The 16333-nt window shown below is 73.1% G+C and carries 18 protein-coding genes; 11 read left to right on the forward strand and 7 right to left on the reverse strand.

What is annotated here, in order from left to right:
* Positions 1-25 precede the first annotated feature (25 nt).
* From AS857_RS21900 to AS857_RS21915, 4 genes are all read left to right on the forward strand, one after another.
* Positions 26-703, forward strand: coding sequence for a hypothetical protein (locus AS857_RS21900; RefSeq protein WP_058044984.1), 678 nt, complete (start codon positions 26-28; stop codon positions 701-703).
* 205 nt (positions 704-908) lie between these two features.
* Positions 909-2507: an ABC-F family ATP-binding cassette domain-containing protein gene (locus AS857_RS21905; protein WP_058044985.1), complete on the forward strand. Its 1599-nt coding sequence runs from the start codon at positions 909-911 to the stop codon at positions 2505-2507.
* Between the two features lie 369 nt (positions 2508-2876).
* Complete coding sequence (locus AS857_RS21910) at positions 2877-3098, forward strand: helix-turn-helix domain-containing protein (protein ID WP_030366669.1); 222 nt, start codon at positions 2877-2879, stop codon at positions 3096-3098.
* A 118-nt stretch (positions 3099-3216) separates the two neighbouring features.
* Positions 3217-4008, forward strand: a complete 792-nt coding sequence (locus tag AS857_RS21915; protein ID WP_058044986.1) for an enoyl-CoA hydratase/isomerase family protein — start codon at positions 3217-3219, stop codon at positions 4006-4008.
* A 77-nt stretch (positions 4009-4085) separates the two neighbouring features.
* Here AS857_RS21915 and AS857_RS21920 read toward each other — a convergent pair whose 3' ends face one another.
* A complete protein-coding gene (locus AS857_RS21920; RefSeq protein ID WP_058044987.1) occupies positions 4086-4859 on the reverse strand; it encodes a hypothetical protein in 774 nt (257 codons plus the stop codon).
* Positions 4860-4965: 106 nt separating this feature from the next.
* Entirely contained in the window at positions 4966-5661 is a 696-nt protein-coding gene (locus AS857_RS21925; protein WP_058044988.1) for a hypothetical protein, read from the reverse strand.
* Positions 5662-5887: 226 nt separating this feature from the next.
* On the opposite strand from AS857_RS21925, the gene AS857_RS21930 reads away from it, so the two are divergent.
* The 5 genes from AS857_RS21930 to amaP all read left to right on the forward strand — a co-directional run bounded on the left by AS857_RS21930 (position 5888) and on the right by amaP (position 8196).
* On the forward strand, positions 5888-6316 hold the full coding sequence (locus AS857_RS21930; protein ID WP_058044989.1) for an Asp23/Gls24 family envelope stress response protein: 429 nt from the start codon (positions 5888-5890) through the stop codon (positions 6314-6316).
* 11 nt (positions 6317-6327) lie between these two features.
* Positions 6328-6519, forward strand: a complete 192-nt coding sequence (locus tag AS857_RS21935) for a hypothetical protein (protein WP_058044990.1) — start codon at positions 6328-6330, stop codon at positions 6517-6519.
* A 72-nt stretch (positions 6520-6591) separates the two neighbouring features.
* A complete protein-coding gene (locus AS857_RS21940; protein WP_079110822.1) occupies positions 6592-6975 on the forward strand; it encodes an Asp23/Gls24 family envelope stress response protein in 384 nt (127 codons plus the stop codon).
* A gap of 17 nt (positions 6976-6992) precedes the next feature.
* Positions 6993-7586 carry a DUF6286 domain-containing protein gene (locus tag AS857_RS21945; protein WP_058046974.1) on the forward strand — a complete coding sequence of 198 codons (594 nt, stop codon included), beginning with the start codon at positions 6993-6995 and terminating at the stop codon, positions 7584-7586.
* A 4-nt stretch (positions 7587-7590) separates the two neighbouring features.
* Entirely contained in the window at positions 7591-8196 is a 606-nt protein-coding gene (amaP, locus tag AS857_RS21950; protein ID WP_107105643.1) for an alkaline shock response membrane anchor protein AmaP, read from the forward strand.
* A 167-nt stretch (positions 8197-8363) separates the two neighbouring features.
* On the opposite strand, the gene AS857_RS21955 is transcribed toward amaP, so the two are convergent.
* From AS857_RS21955 to AS857_RS21970, 4 genes are all read right to left on the reverse strand, one after another.
* Entirely contained in the window at positions 8364-9119 is a 756-nt protein-coding gene (locus AS857_RS21955) for an SDR family oxidoreductase (protein WP_058044993.1), read from the reverse strand.
* Between the two features lie 4 nt (positions 9120-9123).
* Positions 9124-10911: a glycoside hydrolase family 15 protein gene (locus tag AS857_RS21960; protein WP_058044994.1), complete on the reverse strand. Its 1788-nt coding sequence runs from the start codon at positions 10909-10911 to the stop codon at positions 9124-9126.
* Positions 10912-10940: 29 nt separating this feature from the next.
* Positions 10941-11753 (reverse strand): SURF1 family cytochrome oxidase biogenesis protein, encoded by an 813-nt coding sequence (locus tag AS857_RS21965; RefSeq protein ID WP_058044995.1) that lies wholly within the window; start codon positions 11751-11753, stop codon positions 10941-10943.
* Between the two features lie 64 nt (positions 11754-11817).
* Entirely contained in the window at positions 11818-12822 is a 1005-nt protein-coding gene (locus AS857_RS21970) for a DEDDh family exonuclease (RefSeq protein WP_058046975.1), read from the reverse strand.
* A 232-nt stretch (positions 12823-13054) separates the two neighbouring features.
* Here AS857_RS21970 and AS857_RS21975 point away from each other — a divergent pair, with 232 nt between their 5' ends.
* Together AS857_RS21975 and AS857_RS21980 are read left to right on the forward strand one after the other, a co-directional pair.
* Entirely contained in the window at positions 13055-14023 is a 969-nt protein-coding gene (locus AS857_RS21975; RefSeq protein WP_058044996.1) for a sterol desaturase family protein, read from the forward strand.
* A complete protein-coding gene (locus tag AS857_RS21980) occupies positions 14020-14724 on the forward strand; it encodes a lysoplasmalogenase (protein ID WP_058044997.1) in 705 nt (234 codons plus the stop codon). The genes AS857_RS21975 and AS857_RS21980 overlap by 4 nt, the downstream gene beginning before the upstream one ends.
* Here the strand turns inward: AS857_RS21980 and AS857_RS21985 are convergent.
* Positions 14682-16223, reverse strand: a complete 1542-nt coding sequence (locus AS857_RS21985; RefSeq protein WP_058044998.1) for a S8 family peptidase — start codon at positions 16221-16223, stop codon at positions 14682-14684. The genes AS857_RS21980 and AS857_RS21985 overlap by 43 nt on opposite strands.
* Positions 16224-16333: the final 110 nt, after the last annotated feature.

Here is a 16333-nt window from a genome sequence, read left to right on the forward strand (position 1 = left end):
CAAACGGTACGGAAGGAGTGCCCCCATGGCGACGGCGGATACGGTGCACGGCGGCCGCGGCACCCCCTTCCCTGCCTCCCTCGTGCTGCTCCTCACCACCCTGCTCCTGGTCCTGCTGATGGCCGCCGCGGCCCGCCACGTCCAGCACGCCCCCTTCGGCGACCGGCTCACCCTGCACGCCGCCGCCCGCCCGGCCCTCTCCGCCGCCGCCCGCGCCCCCCGGCTGCGGCTCGCGCGGGGCGGCCTGGAGGCGTACGACCCGGACACGGGCGCGCGCCGCTGGACGTACGCCCGTGACGGGCACCGCCCGCTCCAGGCCCGCCCCGCCCGCGGCGCGGCCGTCGCCCTCTGGGACGACGGCCTGGTCACCGGCACCGCCCTGCACCACGGCACCCTCTCCGTCTGGCACCGCGGCGCCCCCGGCTGGCCCGGGACCCCGGCCGTCCGGCGCGCGTCCGGCGTCCTTCAGCTGCTCGGCCCGCAGCCGGGCGCCGTGGCCGTCGTCACCCCGCGCCTGGTCACCGCCTACGCGCTCGGCGACGGCGGCCTCCGGTGGCACCGCGGCGCGGGGGCCGGCTGCGCCTTCGACCCGTCCCGCACGGCCCGCCGCACCGACGTCCTCCTGATCGCCCGCCACTGCGCCCCCGGAACACCGTGGACGTCCCGGATCGCGGCGTTCTCCGCGGACCGCCCCTTCGCCTGACCGCGCGCGGCGCCCGGTCCGCGGGCCCGGAAACGCCCCGGAAAGCGAGTTGCGCTTCCCCGTTAGACTGATGGGCATGGCATTCCTCCTCGTGCATTAGACGGCGCCGGCCGCCCGTCGCCCGCGTGCCCGCAAGGGCCCGCCCGCGCGCTGCCGAGTTCACCCCCGTCCCCACCGCCGTCCACCACGCCCTGGAGTAATCCCCGTGATCACCGCCTCCGGCATCGAGCTGCGCGCCGGCGCCCGCATCCTCATCGAGAACGCCTCCTTCCGCATCGCCAAGGGCGACCGCATCGGCCTCGTGGGCCGCAACGGCGCGGGCAAGACCACCCTCACCAAGTGCCTGGCCGGCGAGGGCATGCCCGCGGGCGGCACGATCAGCCGCTCCGGCGAGGTCGGCTACCTCCCGCAGGACCCGCGCACCGGCGACCTCGACGTGCTCGCCCGCGACCGCATCCTCTCCGCCCGCGGCCTCGACTCCGTCCTGCGCAAGATGCGCGAGAACGAGGACCGCATGGCCAACGGCAAGGGCGCCACCCGCGACAACGCGATGAAGAAGTACGCCCGTCTGGAGACCGAGTTCCTCACCAAGGGCGGCTACGCCGCCGAGGCGGAGGCCGCCACCATCGCGGCCGCCCTCGGCCTGCCCGACCGCATCCTCGGCCAGCCCCTGCACACCCTCTCCGGCGGTCAGCGCCGCCGCGTCGAGCTGGCCCGGATCCTCTTCTCCGACGCCGACGTCCTGCTGCTCGACGAGCCCACCAACCACCTCGACGCCGACTCCATCGCCTGGCTGCGGGACTACCTCAAGACGTACCGCGGCGGCTTCATCGTGATCTCCCACGACGTCGACCTCGTCGAGACCGTCGTCAACAAGGTCTTCTACCTCGACGCGAACCGTTCGCAGATCGACGTCTACAACATGGGCTGGAAGCTCTACCAGCAGCAGCGCGAGGCCGACGAGAAGCGCCGCAAGCGCGAGCGCCAGAACGCCGAGAAGAAGGCCGCCGCCCTCAACTCGCAGGCCGACAAGATGCGCGCCAAGGCCACCAAGACCGTCGCCGCGCAGAACATGGCCAAGCGCGCCGAGCGGCTGCTCAAGGGCCTGGACGAGGTCCGCGTCTCCGACAAGGTCGCCAAGCTCCGCTTCCCGGAGCCCGCGCCGTGCGGCAAGACCCCGCTCACCGCCGAGGGCCTGTCGAAGTCCTACGGCTCGCTGGAGATCTTCACCGACGTCGACCTGGCCATCGACAAGGGCTCGCGCGTGGTCATCCTCGGCCTCAACGGTGCGGGCAAGACCACGCTGCTGCGGCTGCTCGCCGGCGCCGAGAAGCCCGACACCGGCCAGGTCACCCCCGGCCACGGCCTCAAGCTCGGCTACTACGCGCAGGAGCACGAGACGCTCGACCCGGACCGCACGGTCCTGGAGAACATGCGCTCCTCCGCGCCCGACCTCGACCTGGTCGAGGTCCGCAAGACGCTGGGCTCCTTCCTGTTCTCCGGCGACGACGTCGACAAGCCCGCGGGCGTGCTGTCCGGCGGCGAGAAGACCCGGCTGGCCCTGGCCACCCTGGTCGTCTCCTCCGCCAACGTGCTGCTGCTCGACGAGCCCACCAACAACCTCGACCCGGCCAGCCGCGAGGAGATCCTCGGCGCGCTGCGCACGTACAAGGGCGCAGTGGTGCTGGTGACCCACGACGAGGGCGCCGTCGACGCGCTCGAGCCGGAGCGCATCATCCTGCTGCCGGACGGCGTCGAGGACCTCTGGGGCCCGGACTACGCGGACCTGGTCGCCCTCGCCTGACCCCCCGCCCCGTACCGGGCGTGATCGGTGCCGTCCCGATCATTCGGCCGACGGGTGATCCATCATCTGAGTGAGAGCGGCTCGTACCCCGCTGTCACCCGCCGCCCCGGCGCACGACCAGTGTCATGCGCCGGGGCGTTCGCACCACCGGGCGGGAGTGCCCCGTCTGACCTGCCCCTTCGCTACGCCACCCGTACGGCCGTACGAGCGCGCCCGTTCGGAATTTCCTGTTCCGAGGCCCGCCGACGCCGGATTTCGGGGCCGCCGGGGCCCGCGGACTTCTCATGGACCTTGTCGAATGGGTGGCCAGGAGGCCGTATAGGGGTGATCATGAGAGTCAAGAGGCGCATCTCCCATGAGGAGGCACGGGTGGCCGAGACTCTGAAGAAGGGCAGCCGGGTGACCGGCGCCGCGCGCGAGAAGCTCGCGGCAGACCTGAAGAAGAAGTACGACTCCGGTGCGAGCATCAGGGCGCTGGCCGAAGAGACCGGCCGCTCCTACGGCTTCGTTCACCGGATGCTCAGTGAATCCGGCGTGATCCTCCGGGGTCGCGGCGGAGCGACGCGCGGCAAGAAGGCCGCCTCGGCCTGACGCCCCGCGCACCCCAGGGCAACCGACAGTGTGGACAGTGCCACCCGGTCGGTCGAGCAGTCGACCGGGTGGTTACTGTGCAGTCACCTACTGTGCAGTAGTCCGATCGGAGGCCCTGATGACTACCCCCAAGACTCTGCTCGACCAGGACGGCGTACGGCTCACCGTGGATGACGCGGTGGCCACCGTCACCCTCACCAACCCCGCCAAGCGCAATGCCCAGTCGCCCGCACTCTGGCGGGCGCTGACCGAAGCCGGACGGCTGCTCCCGGGCAGCGTGCGGATCGTCGTGCTGCGCGGGGAGGGCAAGTCCTTCTCGGCCGGTCTCGACCGGCAGGCCTTCACTCCCGAGGGCTTCGAGGGCGAGCCCTCGTTCCTCGACCTGGCCCGCGGCCCCGAAGAGGCGCTCGACGCCGAGATCTCCGCGTACCAGTCCGCCTTCACCTGGTGGCGGCGGAGCGACATCGTCTCCATCGCCGCCGTCCAGGGCCATGCGATAGGCGCCGGCTTCCAGCTCGCCCTCGCCTGCGACCTGCGGGTCTGCGCCGAGGACGTGCAGTTCGCCATGCGCGAGCCCAGCCTGGGCCTGGTGCCCGACCTGGGCGGCACCCAGCCGCTCGTCGCGCTCGTCGGCTACGCCCGCGCGCTCGAGATCTGCGCCACCGGGCGCTTCGTGCACGCCGAGGAGGCCGAGCGCACGGGCCTCGCCAACCTGGTCGTGCCCGCGGAAGAGCTCGACGCCGCCGTCCAGGACCTCGCCGCGGCCGTCCTCGCCGCACCGCGGGACGCCGTCGTCGAGACCAAGGCGCTGCTGCGCGGCGCGGCCGGACGCACGTACGACGACCAGCGCGCCGCCGAGCGCGCCGCCCAGGGGCGGCGGCTGCGGGACCTGGCGGGGCTGGGGGAGTAGGCCCCGGCTGAGGGGGAGTGAGCCCCGGCCGGCGCGAGTGAGCCCCGGCTGGGGGAGTGAGCCCCCCTTTCCGCGGCTCAGCCGCGGACGCGGACGCCGTGGCGGGTGCGCAGCACGTGCAGCTCCCAGTACGACACGGCGGTGACGGAGAGGGGGCCGCCGAGGAACGCGGCGATCTGCACCCCCACCGGCCCGTTCGGCAGGCCGTCACCGAGCTGGACGACGTTGAGCACCCACACGAGGACGGCCGTCAGGACGGCCGGCAGCGCGGCGTGCACATCGGCCGTGTTGAAGGCGTAACGGGCGGCGGAGCCCGAGGAGAAGACGAGGAACGCCGCCGCCCAGACCAGGAACGGCAGGCCCACGACGAGGATGGCGAGGGAGATGACCGCCTGGAGGGCGAAGATCCCCTGCGAGGCCTTGAGCAGCAGGGCCAGGACCGCGAACCCGGCGACCGCGCCGAGCGGTATGCCCAGGTACCAGCCGATGGCCCTGAGCGGGTAGCGCAGTCGTGAGCGCAGCACCGGGCGGTGCTGCGGCGGCACGTACCAGATGAAGCCGGCGATGACGAGCGGGCCGACGAGCAGCAGGACCAGTGGTGCCGCGAACAGCTTGGTGAGCCCGTCCTCGAACACCGCGCTCCAGCCGCCGTCGACGCCGTAGACGGATATCAGCCCGAACGTGGTGAGGGCTCCGACGACGGCCCGTGCCTTCTGGACGCGGCCTATGACCGGGTCGGTGGTGCGGCCGGGGCCGGCGGTGGCGAAGATGCTGTTGGCGTGGCGGCGGGCGTGGCGTACGCCTCCCAGCCAGGTGCTGCCGCCGAATGACATCAGCTGTCTCAGCGCCATGGGTCTTTCTCCCCCTGTGTTCCTCGTGAAGATTTTTCGAAGAGCGGGCCGCCGAGCATGGGGTGCACGACGCACACCCGGACGAGGCCGAACGTCGCCACCGTGCTCAAGCAGGCGGGGATTCTATCGTTGTGACCATGACAGAAGTCGTCGACGGTGGCGGTACGACCTGCGCCGACGCCCGGGTCACCGCCGTGCGGACGTCCCGCGCCACATCCAGTGCGCGGTGCTCCGCCGTCACGGCGATGTCCGTCTGGACGTGATCGCCGCCCCTCCTCCGCAGCGTCGCGTGGGAGACGCCCCGGACGGAGAGGGCCGCCCGGGTCAGCGGGTCCTGGCCGGCCGGGGGTGGCGGCTGGGGCCGGGGCGGCGCGGCGGCGGTGCCGTCCCGCCCGTCCCGGGGCGGCCTGTCGTCCAGCAGTTCCGTCAGCCTGAGGTCGATCGCCTCCACGCGCAGGCCGATCCGCTCGGCGGCGGCCCGCCCCAGCACCGCCCGCAGCCGGGCCGCCGTCTCCGGGAACGGGACGTCCGCCGTCGTCGCGCAGTCCGCCTCGATGCGCAGGGGCCCCGGCGGGAGCGCGCTCGGGGGCGGCGGCACCGCCGGTGGAGAGGCCGCCTTCGTGAGGGCGATGCGGACCGTGTTCAGACGCACCGCCGGGAGCGCGGCGTGCGCCGCACGGCGCAGTGCGCCCACGGCCGCCGACTCCGTGATCCAGGCGCCGTCCGCCGCGCCGCCCAGGGTGAGCAGCCTGCCGAGTGCGAGCTGCCGCCGTACGGTCTGTGCCCACTGGTCTGCGGCCATCGTGGTCACCCCTCAGCCCTGTGGGGCAGGCCTTCGCCGCCCCCTCGCCTTCAGCCTGCCCCACCCGGCGCGTTCCGGACGGAGGGCTCACTCGGACAGCGGTTCGCTCCGGCCGTTTCCCCCGGATCCCCCGAGCGGTACGGGTGAAGCGCACCTAAGGTGGCAAACGGAGCCCGTCAGTGTCAGCCATGACGTTTTCCTTTCACGGGAAAGAGGCGAATGGACGATGAGCGAGACCGTTAGCGGCAAGGAGACCGTTCCGACCGCCCCGGCCGACCGTGGCCGCACCACCATCGCCGACGGGGTCGTGGAGAAGATCGCCGGACTCGCGGCGCGGGACGTCGTCGGCGTCCACGCGATGGGCAGCGGTCTCTCCCGCACTTTCGGGGCCGTCCGCGACCGGGTGCCCGGGGGCAACAGGTCCGTCGCCCGCGGGGTGAAGGCCGAGGTCGGCGAGGTCCAGACGGCCCTCGACCTGGAGATCGTCGTGGATTACGGAGTGGCCATCGCGGATGTCGCCCGCTCCGTCCGGGAGAACGTCATCGCGGCGGTGGAGCGCATGACCGGCCTCGAAGTCGTCGAGGTGAACATCGCCGTCAGCGACGTGAAGCTGCCCGACGAGGAAGAGGAAGAGCCGGAGCCGAGGCTCCAGTAGAGGAGCGCAGGATGAGCATGGCCGTCGTCGGCATGATCGCCGGCTTGGCGCTCGGGTTCGCCGGGTACTTCGGCGGGTTCGGAGCCTTTCTGCTTGTGGCTGCCCTGGGCGCGGTCGGGTTCGTGGTGGGCCGCTTCCTGGACGGGGACCTGGATCCGGGGGAGTTCTTCCGTCCCCGGGACCGGGAGGGGCGGCGGCGGTGACGTACGGGTCCGCCGCGCCGGGTGTGACGGGTGCGAGGCGTGCGAGGCGTGCGGAAGGGGTGACGGCCGGTGGTGGAGGCCGCTGAGCGCGGTGCGACCCGGATCGCCGACCGCGTCGTCGCGAAGATCGCTTCGCAGGCGGCGCGGGAGGCGTTGAGCGGCGCTCCGGCAAGAGGGGGCCCGGTGGGTGTTTCGGCGAAAGGTGTTCCGACGACCGGCGCGGACGTCTCCCCGCCGTACGCCACGGTCACCGTGCACGACGACGTCGCGCGGGTCCGGGTCGCCGTCGAGCTGGCCTATCCCTCGGACATCGGGGCGCAGTGCGGTGCCGTGCGGCGGCGGATCGCCGAGCGGGTGCGGGCTCTCGCGGGGATGGAGGTGCCGGAGGTCGCGGTCAGCGTGGAGCGGCTGCACTCCGTGCACACGGCGTCGGCGGGGCGGGAGCGGGTGCGGTGAGCGCGGGCAAGGAAGAGGTGCGTGGGGACGAGGGTTCGAGCGAGGGCACGGGCACGGGCGCGCTCCGGGCGCCTGCGCGGCGGTTCTGGTCCGTGCGGCGCGTGCCTGCGTTTCTGGTGGCCGCGGTGGTGCTGGGGGCGGCCGGTGTCCTCCTGTACGACGTGGCGGCCGTCCGTGCGCACCGGCCCGCCATGGGATGGCGGCGCAGGCTCGCGCACGAGCTGGCCACCCGCCCCCTGGAGGACGCGTGGATCGTCGCCTGTGCCGGCGTGGCCGTGGTGGCGGGGGTGTGGCTCGTCGCGCTCGCCGTCACGCCCGGGCTGCGGTCCGTCCTGCCGATGCGGCGCGACCGCGCGGACCTCAGGGCCGGCATCGACCGGCGGGCCGCGGCGCTGGTGCTGCGGGACCGGGCCATGGAGGTGGCGGGGGTGCAGTCGGTACGGGTCGGTGTCGGCCGGCGCCGGGTGAGGGTGCGCGCGCAGTCCCACTTCCGGGACCTGGACGACGTACGCGGGGATGTGGATGCGGTGATCGCCGAGGGCGTGCGGAAGCTGGGACTCGCGCACGAGCCCGGGGTTTCGGTGCGGGTGAACCGGCCGGTGAAGCGGTGAGGATGTGGGGGCCGTGCTGAAGTCCGTCAACCGGGTGCTGGTGGGAGTCGCCGGGCTGGTCCTGGCCGGGGGCGGCTCGGCGGTCCTCGTCGGGTCGTTCGACCTGCGGCGGCGGTGGGGGCTGTCCCTGCCGTCTGTCTGGCCGTTCGACGGGCCGCGGGACGTGCTGCTGAGCCGGGCCGCGCAGGTGAAGTGGCGGGGCGAGGGATGGTGGTGGCCGGCGGTCATCGCGGCCCTTGCCGTGGCGGTCCTGCTGGCGTTGTGGTGGTTGCTGGCGCAGGTGAGGCGGCGGCGCCTGAGGGAACTGGTCGTGGACAGCGGGGACGGGGAGGAGGCGGTTCTGCGGGGGCGGGCGCTGGAGGAGGCGGTCTGCGCGGAGGCCGAGGCGCTGGAGGGGGTGGAGCGGGCGCTCGTCGCGCTGCTCGGGCGGCGGACGGCGCCCGAGGCACGGGTGGGGCTGACGCTGGCTCCGCACGCGTCGCCGGCGGTGGCGCTGGCGCGGCTGGACGGGGAGGCGCTGGAGCACGCGCGGGTGTCGGCGGGGGTGGGGCGGCTGCCGGTGGAGGTGCGGCTGAGGGCCGTCCGGCACCGGGCCGAGCGGGTGGGGTGAGCGGGCGGTGCGGGGCCGGGGCCTCCGGGGCAGGGGTCCGGGACCGTATGTTTACGGGCCCGTGCCCGGCGCCGCATCGGTGCCCCGTCCCTCGCCGGGCCCGCACATACACGTCAGCGTCCCGGATCCCTGCCCCTGCGGCCCCGTTCCCTCCTGTCCGCTCCCCGTCAGAAGCCGTGGCGGGCGCCGCCGTCCACCGGGAGCATGATGCCGGTGAGGTAGGACGCCGCGGGGGAGAGCAGGAACGCCGCCGTCTTGCCGAATTCGGTGGGGGTGCCGTAGCGGCCCAGGGGGATTTGCGCCGTGTGGTGCTGCCGTGTTCTCTGCGGGTCGTCCGAGAGGGCGTCCAGTTCTCTGGCTCTGTCCGTGTCGATGCGGTGGGGGAGGAGGCCCACCACGCGGATGCCCCGCGGGCCCAGTTCCGCGGAGAGGGATTTCGCGAAGCCCGCCAGGCCCGGGCGCAGGGCGTTGGAGACCGTCAGGCCCCGGATCGGCTCGTGGACCGATGCGGAGAGGACGAATCCGATGACCCCGCCCGGGGCGAGGGCGGCCGCCGCCGTGCGGGCCAGGCGGATCGTTCCCAGGAAGATCGTGTCGACGGCTCTGTGCCACTGGTCGTCGGTGACGTCCGCCGTGGTTCCCGCCGGCGGGCCGCCCACGCTGATGAGGATGCCGTCGAAGCGGCCGAAGTGGTCGCGGGCCGCGGCGATCACGCGGTCCGGGGTGGCGGGGTCGGCGTTGTCGGCCGCCACGCCGAGGGCGTCGGGTCCCAGGGCCGCGGCGGCCTTGCGTACGGATTCCTCCGTGCGGCCGGTGATGACGGCCTTCGCGCCGTCGGCGACGAGTTCTCCGGCCGCGGCGTTGCCCAGGCCTCTGGTCGCGCCGGTGAGGACGTACGTGCGGTCCTTCAGTCCCAGATCCATGGGGTCAGTCTTGCGGAGGGAAGAGCGCCAGGGCGGTGTTGACCAGGCCGATGTGACTGAACGCCTGGGGGAAGTTGCCGAGGTGCCGCCCGGCGCCGGGGTCGTACTCCTCGGCCAGGAGGCCGACGTCGTTGCGGAGGGAGAGGAGGCGCTCGAAGAGGTCGTGCGCCTCCTTGGTGCGGCCGGTCATGTGCAGGGTTTCGGCCAGCCAGAAGGAACAGGCCAGGAACGCGCCCTCGTTGCCGGGCACGCCGTCCATGGGCTTTCCGTCGGAGCTGTAGCGGCGGACGAGGCCGCCGTGGTCCAGCTCGCGGCGGACCGCGTCGACCGTGCCGGTCACGCGGGGGTCGTCGGGCGGGAGGAAGCCGACGCGGGGGATGAGGAGCGTGGCGGCGTCGAGCTCCTCGGAGCCGTAGGACTGGGTGAAGGTGCCGCGCTCGGCGTCGAAGCCCCGCTCGCAGACCTCGCGGTGGACCTCGTCGCGCATGGCGCGCCAGCCGTCCGCGTCGCCGTCCAGGCCGGGGTCCGCTTCGAGGGCGCGGACGGCGCGGTCGGCGGCCACCCAGGCCATGACCTTGGAGTGGACGAAGTGACGGCGGGGGCTGCGGATCTCCCAGATGCCCTCGTCGGGCTCGCGCCAGTGCTCCTCGATGTACGCCATCAGGGAGCGCTGGAGCTTCCACTCGTGGGGCTTGGCCGGCAGGCCCCAGCGGCGGGCGAGGTGGAGGGAGTCCATGACCTCGCCGTAGACGTCGAGCTGGAGCTGCTTGACGGCGCCGTTGCCGATGCGGACGGGGGCGGAGCCCTCGTAGCCGGGGAGCCAGGGGAGTTCGGTCTCGGGGAGCCGGCGCTCGCCGGCCAGGCCGTACATCACCTGCAGGTCGGCGGGGTCGCCGGCGGCGGCGCGCAGGAGCCAGGAGCGCCAGGCGGCCGCCTCGTCGGCGTAGCCGGCGGAGAGCAGGGCGCCGAGGGTGAGGGTGGAGTCGCGCAGCCAGCAGTAGCGGTAGTCCCAGTTGCGGACGCCGCCGATCTCCTCGGGGAGGGAGGTGGTCGCGGCGGCGGCGATGCCTCCGGTGGGGGCGTAGGTGAGCGCCTTGAGGGTGATCAGGGAACGGACGACGGCTTCGCGGTGGGGGCCGCGGTAGCAGCAGCGGGCCGCCCACTCGCGCCAGTCCTCCAGGCTGTGGCGCAGGGACTCGTGGGGGTCGACGAGGGCGGGGCGCGGCTGGTGGGAGGGGTGCCAGGTGAGGACGAAGGCGACCGAGTCGCCGGCGGAGACGGTGAACTCGGAGCGGGTGCTGAAGTCGCGGCCGTAGGTCTTGACGGGGGGCTCGCTGCGCAGCCAGGCGGAGTCGGGCCCGGCGACGGCGACGCGGTGGCCGTAGGCGCGCCGTATCCACGGCACGATGCTGCCGTAGTCGAAGCGCAGGCGCAGGACGCCGAGCATCTCGACGCTGCCCGAGACGCCCTCGACGATGCGGACGACGTCGGGGGCGCGGTCGCGCTGGGGCATGAAGTCGGTGACCTTGGCGGTGCCGGACGGCGTCTCCCAGACGGTTTCGAGGACGAGGGAGTCCTCGAGGTAGGCGCGGCGCGTGCACGGGGTGCCGGGGGCGGTGCCGGCGGGGGCCAGTCTCCAGTGGCCGTTGTCCTCGTCGCCCAGGAGGGCGGCGAAGCAGGCGGCCGAGTCGAAGCGGGGCAGGCAGAGCCAGTCGATCGAGCCGTCGCGGCCGACCAGGGCGGCGGTCTGCAGGTCGCCGATGAGCGCGTAGTCCTCGATGCGTGCTGCCACGGACTGCGTCTTCCCCCGGTGCGGGGCGGCTACTCCGGGGCGGCGGCTGTACGGGCGACCGCGGGCTGTGCGCCGGTGGCGTCCGCGGTCCCGGCGGCGGCTTCGGCGGCGCGGTCGCGGCGCTCGCGGCGGACGAGGACGACCCAGCCGACCGGCACGAAGGCGGCGAACAGCCACCACTGGACGGCGTACGCCATGTGCGGGCCGATGCTGTCGTGGTCGGGGGCGGCCACGGGCTCGGGGCCCTTGTCACCGGGGTCCGGGGCGGTGAGCTCGATGTAGCCGCCGAGGACGGGACGGTGCAGCGATTCCGCCTGGCGCTCGCTGTTGATGCGCATCACCTGACGGGGCGGCAGACCGCGGGTGTCCTTGATGCCGCTGGAGTCGGTCTCGTCGGCGCGCAGCCGGCCGGTGACGGTGACCTTGCCGGCGGGCGGTGCGGGGACCTCGGGGAACTTCGTCAGATCGCCGGTGGAGGGGATCCAGCCGCGGTTGACGAGCACGGCCCGCCCGTCCGCCAGCAGGAGGGGGGTGAGGACCATGTAGCCGGACTTGCCGTCGGCGTCGGTCCGCAGCCGGACGACGACCTCGTCCTTGGTGTCGAAGGTGCCGCTCGCGGTGACCTGGCGCCAGACGTCGCCGGAGACGTCCTTGCCGGGCCCGGACAGCTCGGCGACCGGCACGGGGTCGGCGGCGAGACTGCGGGCGACGAAGTCGTTGCGCGCGACCCGGTGCTCGTGGCGGTGGAACTGCCAGAAGCCCAGTTTGATCATCACGGGGATGAGGACGAGCCCCACGAGGGTGAGGATCACCCACTGCCGGGACAACAGGAAGCGGTACACGCATTTGACGGTACCTGGCCCGGTTTACCCCGGGGCCATCGGGTGCCCCGCCGGCGCTCCCCCGTCAGCCCTGCTGCCCGCCGGGCGCCGGGACCACGTGCGAGAGCAGCTGGACGAAGACCGCCTCGTCGATCACCGGGGTGCCGAAGGAGCGTGCCTTGGTGGTCTTGGTCGTGGGGGAGTCCGGGTCGTTGGTCACCAGCACGCTGGTCAGCCGGGAGACGCTGGTGGCGATGTGCAGCCCCGCCTCGATGGCACGGTCCTCCAGCAGCTCGCGGTCGATGGAGGTGTCACCCGAGAAGGCCACCCGCATGCCCTGAATGAGCTGTTCGCCCTCTTTGTACCGCCCGGGGTTCGGGTACGGGCAGGCGGGCCGCTTACGGCTGGGCCGCCAGCTGTTGGACGAGCCGTACGAACGCTGTTGCCCGATATGTCCCGAAGTGCGGGGAGTCGCCGGGCCGTCGGACCACTCCGTCAGGGGCTGGCAGGCGAGCAGCGGAAGCCGCAGATCGGCCCCGGCCGCCAGGTGCAGGCTCGGCCGGAACGCCTCGGCCAGCACGCGGGCGTCGTCGAGCGCGTGGTGGGCGCGCTCCTGCACGACGCCGTAGTGCGCCGCGAGCGACTCCAGCTTGTGGTTGGGCAGCGGCAGCTGCAGCTCCTTGGAGAGCGCGATCGTGCACAGCCGCTGCCGCACGGGCGCGGTCGCCCGCGCGCGGGCGTACTCCCGGGCGATCATCGACCAGTCGAAGGCGGCGTTGTGCGCCACCAGGACCCGGCCCTCCAGCCGCTTCGCGAACTCGTCCGCGATCTCGGAGAACAGCGGCGCGCCGGACAGGACGGCGGTCGTCAGGCCGTGGATCCACACGGGCCCGGGGTCGCGCTCGGGGTTGACCAGCGTGTACCAGTGGTCCTCGACCTGCCCGCGGGCGTCCAGCTGGTAGACCGCCGCCGACACTATCCGGTCGTCCCGCGCGAGCCCGGTGGTCTCCACGTCGACGACCGCGTACCCCTCGGGGTACGCGGCCGGCCACGGAGTGGGAGTGTCGGCGGTGGTCTGGTCTTCGAGCATGGTCACACAGAATACGGGGGCGTACTGACAGTGAGGCGAGCGGGCGGTGCGGCGACGACGGGCGGGGAAGGTCCCACGCCCGCCCCGGCCGCCCCGCGAGATGCCCGGGTGAGAAGACGCCCACGCCATTGACGGGCCCTCCCTCCGTACGGCGAACCCCGGGTAACACAATTTCATACCGATGGGTAACTACCCCTAGCGGCACGGCTGATGACGTGCCTATCGTGCGCCCATGCCGCACCTTCCCGATGTCGTGCTGTGGTCCATACCGGCCTTCCTCCTGCTCACCGTGCTGGAGCTGGTGAGCTACCGGCTGCATCCCGCCGAGGAGACGGGTGACGCGGGCTACGAGGTCAAGGACGCGGCGACCAGTATCGGAATGGGCGTCGGCAGTCTCGTCTTCGACGCGCTGTGGAAGATTCCGATCGTCGCCGTCTACACCGCGCTCTACGAGCTCACGCCGCTGCGCATTCCCGTGCTGTGGTGGACGCTCCCGCTGATGCTCCTGGTGCAGGACTTCTTCTACTACTGGTCGCACCGGGGGCACCACGTCATCAGGATCCTGTGGGCCTGCCACGTGGTGCACCACTCCAGCCGGAAGTTCAACCTCACCACCGCGCTGCGCCAGCCCTGGACCACGCTGACGGTGTGGCCCTTCTACCTGCCGATGATCGCCGTGGGCGTGCACCCGGCCGCGCTGGCCTTCTGCTCGTCCGCCAACCTCGTCTACCAGTTCTGGGTGCACACCGAGCGGGTGCGCAAGCTGCCCCGGCCCTTCGAGTACGTCCTGAACACGGCCTCCCACCACCGGGTCCACCACGCCTCGCAGGGCGGCTACCTGGACCGCAACTACGGCGGGATCCTCATCGTCTGGGACCGGCTCTTCGGGTCCTTCGTCCCCGAGGGCGAGCGGCCGGTCTACGGGCTGACCAAGAACATCGACACCTACAACCCGCTGCGCGTCGCCTCGCACGAGTACGCCGCCATCGCCCGCGACCTGCGCGCGGCGCGTGACTGGCGGGAACGGCTGGGGCGGGTGTTCCGGGGGCCGGGCTGGCAGCCGGCGGCCCGGCGGGAGGCGACGGCTGCAGGGCGGGACACGCCGGACGCCGGACGGGAGGCTGCGGCTGCCGGCCGGGAGACGGCGGCTGCCGGGACCCCGGCCACCGGAACCGCCCCCGCCCACGAGCAGGCCGCGTGAGGCCCACCCGCGCCCTTCCCGCCCTCTTCGGCGCCGTCGCCCTCGCCCACCTGGCCGCCCTGCCGGCCGGGTCCGAGGTCGCGCTCGTCACCAAGCCCGCCCTCATGCCCCTGCTCGCGGCGTGCGTCCTCGTGCGAGGCGGGCCCCGGCTGCTCGTCGTGGCGCTGCTGTTCGGATGCGGGGGCGACACGCTCCTGCAGATCGGCGGCGACGTGCCGTTCCTGCTCGGCATGGCGTCCTTCGCCGCCGGGCACGCCTGCTACCTCGTGCTGTGCTCGCGGCACGGCACCTCCGGCGGCGCCCGCACCCGCGGGCTGGCCGCCGGCTACGGGGCGGCCTGGCTCGGCACCGTCGTGCTGCTGTGGCCCGACCTGGAGGCCGGGCTGCGGGTGCCCGTCGCGCTCTACAGCCTGCTGCTCGTCACGATGGCGCTGTACGCGACCCGCACCCTGCCGCTCGCCGCGGCGGGCGGTGCGCTGTTCGTCGTGTCGGACACCCTGATCGCCACCGGCGTCGCCGAATGGCCCCAGGCGCCCGCCGCCCAGTTCTGGATCATGCTCACCTACCTCGGCGCGCAGGTCCTGCTCGCCGAGGGGCTCCTCCGCAGTGCGGAAGGGGCCGGGCTCCAGCCCGGCCCCTCCTCCGACGAGCGCGAGCGTCAGCGCACCGCGTCCAGGGCGTCGACGATGCCGAAGCCGTAGAAGCCGTTGACGTTCTTGTTGCCGGTGCAGACGGCGTCGACCTTGCCGTCGCCGTCACCGTCGTACGGGCCCGTGGGGCAGCCGGGGTTGTCGGCCTGCGCCTTGAGGAGCCACTGGATCTCCTGCGGGGACGACTTGGGGTGCGCGCTCTTCAGCAGCGCCGCCACGCCGGCCACGTGCGGGCCGGCCATCGAGGTGCCCTGGAGGTAGCCCCAGTCGCCGCCGGGCAGCGTGGAGAGGATGCGACCGTCCTTGGCGGGCAGGTCCGGGACCTGGTACTTGTCGCCGCCGGGGGCCGCCACGTCGACCTGGTTCAGGCCGTAGTTGGAGTAGTAGGCCTTCGCCGACTTCACGCCGGTCGAGGAGACCGTGACCACGCCGGGCAGCTGGGCGGGGACGTCGAGGCAGACGGACGGGTCGATCTTGCGGTTCTCGGCCGGCCTGCCGCGGTCGTTGGGGCTGGAGGTGTCGGTGATCTCCTTGGCGGCCAGGTCGAAGTTGGAGTTGCCGGCCGAGGCGACGTTGACGGTGCCCTTGTCCTGGGCGTACTTCGTGGCGCGGGCGACCGACTCGGATATCGCCTTCTGGTCGGGGTCGTCGGCGCAGTTGAACAGCCACGGGTCGACGTAGTAGCTGTTGTTCGTCACCGCTATGTCGTGCTCGGCGGCGAAGACGAACGCGCAGACCACGCTCTCGGCGTAGAAGAAGCTGCTCCTGTTCGACACCTTGATGCCCGAGACCTTGACGTTCGGGGCGACGCCCGCGACGCCGACGCCGTTGCGGGCCGCGGCTATCGTCCCGGCGACGTGCGTGCCGTGGTAGTCCTCCGCCGGGTCGTACGGCCGCCACGCGCCGGGGCTGGTGTCGGCCTTGCCGGTGACGCAGCTCGCCGACTGGCTCCGGGAGAAGTTGGGGGCGAGGTCCGGGTGGGTGTCGTCCACGCCGGTGTCGATGACGCCGACGGTGACCTTGCGGCTGCCCGGGTTGATCTTCGCGGCCTGGTCGGCCTTGATGGCGGGGAGGTCCCACTGCAGGTCCTCCAGCGGCTCGGCGCCGCCGGCCTGCTGACGGGCGGCCGCCGCCGCGCTGCCCTTGGGCAGCTTCACCTTCTCGGGCTTGCCCACGTCGGTGGTGCCGGCCGGGGCGATCGGCGCGGTGCGGGTGGCGCCCGCCGACTGCACGCCGGGGACCGCGCGCAGCGCCGCGGCGAAGCCGGGGTTCTTGGAGTGGGCGACGATCACGCCTATCCGCCCGTAGGTTTCCACGATGCTGCCGTCGGCCCGGGCGACGGCCTTCTTCACCTTGGCGAGGGTGGCGCGGTCGGTGGCGGTGTTCACCACGTACGACAGGAGGGGGCCGTCCGTGGCGGCCGTCTTCGCCCGGGGCTCGGGCTGCGGGGCGGCGGCGGCCACTCCGGGCAGGAGGCCGAGCGAGGCGGTGAGGGCGAGACCGACGGGAACGGCCAGCAGGGCGTGCCGTCTTGAACGCAGAGGAGCCATGGGTTCTCCACATCATCCGAAAACCGCCGGAGCGCAGGTCGCGCGCGGACGGGTACATGACGAGTGAAGCTAGCGCCGATCATGGCACCGGGCAATGCATTCCGGAACAA

This window comes from Streptomyces roseifaciens (assembly GCF_001445655.1).
Lineage (GTDB): Bacteria > Actinomycetota > Actinomycetes > Streptomycetales > Streptomycetaceae > Streptomyces > Streptomyces aureoversilis.

Coding starts and splice junctions, on each gene's coding strand:
- AS857_RS21970 (WP_058046975.1), bottom strand. CDS start 12,822: ATGCTCGAAGACCAGACCACCGCCGACACTCCCACTCCGTGGCCGGCC.
- AS857_RS21925 (WP_058044988.1), bottom strand. CDS start 5,661: ATGGCCGCAGACCAGTGGGCACAGACCGTACGGCGGCAGCTCGCACTC.
- AS857_RS21975 (WP_058044996.1), top strand. CDS start 13,055: ATGCCGCACCTTCCCGATGTCGTGCTGTGGTCCATACCGGCCTTCCTC.
- AS857_RS21955 (WP_058044993.1), bottom strand. CDS start 9,119: ATGGATCTGGGACTGAAGGACCGCACGTACGTCCTCACCGGCGCGACC.
- AS857_RS21930 (WP_058044989.1), top strand. CDS start 5,888: ATGAGCGAGACCGTTAGCGGCAAGGAGACCGTTCCGACCGCCCCGGCC.
- AS857_RS21915 (WP_058044986.1), top strand. CDS start 3,217: ATGACTACCCCCAAGACTCTGCTCGACCAGGACGGCGTACGGCTCACC.
- AS857_RS21920 (WP_058044987.1), bottom strand. CDS start 4,859: ATGGCGCTGAGACAGCTGATGTCATTCGGCGGCAGCACCTGGCTGGGA.
- AS857_RS21935 (WP_058044990.1), top strand. CDS start 6,328: ATGAGCATGGCCGTCGTCGGCATGATCGCCGGCTTGGCGCTCGGGTTC.
- AS857_RS21985 (WP_058044998.1), bottom strand. CDS start 16,223: ATGGCTCCTCTGCGTTCAAGACGGCACGCCCTGCTGGCCGTTCCCGTC.
- AS857_RS21900 (WP_058044984.1), top strand. CDS start 26: ATGGCGACGGCGGATACGGTGCACGGCGGCCGCGGCACCCCCTTCCCT.